This window comes from Lacinutrix undariae (genome assembly GCF_052934785.1).
Genome location: NZ_CM128809.1, coordinates 1,040,001 through 1,042,500, shown reverse-complemented (window position 1 = coordinate 1,042,500; position 2,500 = coordinate 1,040,001). Strand labels below are relative to the sequence as shown.

Here is a 2,500-nt window from a genome sequence, read left to right as displayed (position 1 = left end):
ACCTTCAATGAAGGGACAGTGCTTGGTGGGTAGTTTGACTGGGGTGGTCGCCTCCAAAAGAGTAACGGAGGCTTCTAAAGGTTCCCTCAGCACGCTTGGTAACCGTGCGTAGAGTGCAATGGCATAAGGGAGCTTGACTGAGAGACATACAGGTCGATCAGGTACGAAAGTAGAGCATAGTGATCCGGTGGTTCCGCATGGAAGGGCCATCGCTCAAAGGATAAAAGGTACGCCGGGGATAACAGGCTGATCTCCCCCAAGAGCTCATATCGACGGGGGGGTTTGGCACCTCGATGTCGGCTCGTCACATCCTGGGGCTGGAGAAGGTCCCAAGGGTTGGGCTGTTCGCCCATTAAAGTGGCACGCGAGCTGGGTTCAGAACGTCGTGAGACAGTTCGGTCTCTATCTACAGTGGGCGTTAGAAATTTGAGTGGATCTGACTCTAGTACGAGAGGACCGAGTTGGACTAACCTCTGGTGTATCTGTTGTTCCGCCAGGAGCATTGCAGAGTAGCTACGTTGGGAAAGGATAAGCGCTGAAAGCATATAAGCGCGAAACCTACCACAAGATGAGATTTCTTTAAAGGGTCGTGGGAGATTACCACGTTGATAGGCTATAGGTGTAAAGGCAGTAATGTCATAGCCAAGTAGTACTAATAACCCATAGGCTTATTGTACGCCTGTTTTTTATAAAGTACAGGATTATTAAAAATATTTATTATTATGTATGTGATCTATATGATCGTTTTTTCAATATGTTAAGATATTAGTGTTGCTTATTAATAACAACCAAAGATTTAAGGTGGTTATAGCGATGGGGCTCACCTCTTACCATTCCGAACAGAGAAGTTAAGCCCATTTGCGCCGATGGTACTGCATTATTGTGGGAGAGTAGGTCATCGCCTTTTTTAAGAGTCCTTCATAGTAATATGAAGGACTTTTTTTATGCCTTTTTTTTAGGAAAGACTATTAAAAACTCCACATAACTCAATAAAAGAAACAACAGCACACAAAAAAAAACATAAAAAAAAGCCCATACGTAAATGTATTGGCTTTTTTGGGTTACTTACTACCCAATTATCACCAGTGCTAAGACTACTGTTTAGTATTTATAGAATGACGGTGGTGGTGGTATTTAGAGAAGCATATCAAAAAATAGGAGGTGAGGTTGAAAACGGAACTTATAAACCAGATATTTCTAAAAAACATACGCACGAAGGAAGTATAGGGAATTTATGTTTAGATAAGATTAAAGAAAAATATCCGTCTATTATAAAGTAAGATTTTTTCACATCAAAAAGCTACAGAAGCAATTCACTCACTAAATATTCAGCACACTATATATAGTAGTCATTTCATTTTTCTGTTGAAATTATAAAGACACGCACTCTATTGCTAGAAGAAAATCAAATTCACTCGGGTAACATATATATAATGTATAAAGTCATTTCAAAGAATCACTCACTATATCATATCTATTTTTAATGTCGAAATTAACGCTAACAGATAGATTTCAAACAAAACAAAACCGTCGTATATTTATAAAGTACTCACCCGTAGCCATTAAGTAAATAAATAGAAATAAAGTTAAAAAAGGTTAGGATTAGGGATTAAAATAGGTGTATATTTGCAGCCGCTTAGAACGGCAACGTTTTAAGGGAAAGTTCTTTCAGGAAGATGTTTATTAAATGTTAAGATAAGGTTTTAAAAACTTTATTAAAAAACTAATAAAAAACATTGTGGAAGTTAAAAAAGGGTTGTATGTTTGCAGCCGCTTAAAACGGCAACGTTTTAAGAAAAGATAAGATAAAAAGTTCATTAACATATTGAATTGACAGCGTAAGTGATTAACTGGAAACGGTTAATTACAAAAAGAGAATAAAAATTTTGAGTACACATTAATTCCTATTAATTGTTAAGACAATAGTGGAAACACTTAAAAATTTAACGATGAAGAGTTTGATCCTGGCTCAGGATGAACGCTAGCGGCAGGCTTAACACATGCAAGTCGAGGGGTAACATTGTGCTTGCACAGATGACGACCGGCGCACGGGTGCGTAACGCGTATAGAACCTACCTTTTACAGAGGGATAGCCTTTAGAAATGAAGATTAATACCTTATAGTATTTTAGATTAGCATTAATTTAGAATTAAAGATTTATCGGTAAAAGATGGCTATGCGTTCTATTAGCTAGATGGAGTGGTAACGGCACCCCATGGCTACGATAGATAGGGGCCCTGAGAGGGGGATCCCCCACACTGGTACTGAGACACGGACCAGACTCCTACGGGAGGCAGCAGTGAGGAATATTGGACAATGGAGGCAACTCTGATCCAGCCATGCCGCGTGCAGGATGACTGCCCTATGGGTTGTAAACTGCTTTTATACAGGAAGAAACACTCCCTCGTGAGGGAGCTTGACGGTACTGTAAGAATAAGGATCGGCTAACTCCGTGCCAGCAGCCGCGGTAATACGGAGGATCCAAGCGTTATCCGGAATC

General features: G+C 39.8%; 1 protein-coding gene and 3 rRNA genes (2 of these 4 only partly in view). All 4 read left to right on the top strand.

Annotated elements, in window-relative coordinates; all coding sequences use genetic code 11:
* A 23S ribosomal RNA gene (locus ACU4C5_RS04630) occupies nt 1-676 on the top strand; it begins 2,157 nt to the left of the window's first position.
* Between the two features lie 121 nt (nt 677-797).
* Nucleotides 798-907: ribosomal RNA gene (gene rrf / locus ACU4C5_RS04625) — 5S ribosomal RNA — on the top strand.
* A 178-nt stretch (nt 908-1,085) separates the two neighbouring features.
* Nucleotides 1,086-1,280: a hypothetical protein gene (locus ACU4C5_RS04620; protein WP_446845026.1), complete on the top strand. Its 195-nt coding sequence runs from the start codon at nt 1,086-1,088 to the stop codon at nt 1,278-1,280.
* Nucleotides 1,281-1,946: 666 nt separating this feature from the next.
* Nucleotides 1,947-2,500, top strand: a 16S ribosomal RNA gene (locus tag ACU4C5_RS04615); it runs 966 nt beyond the window's last position.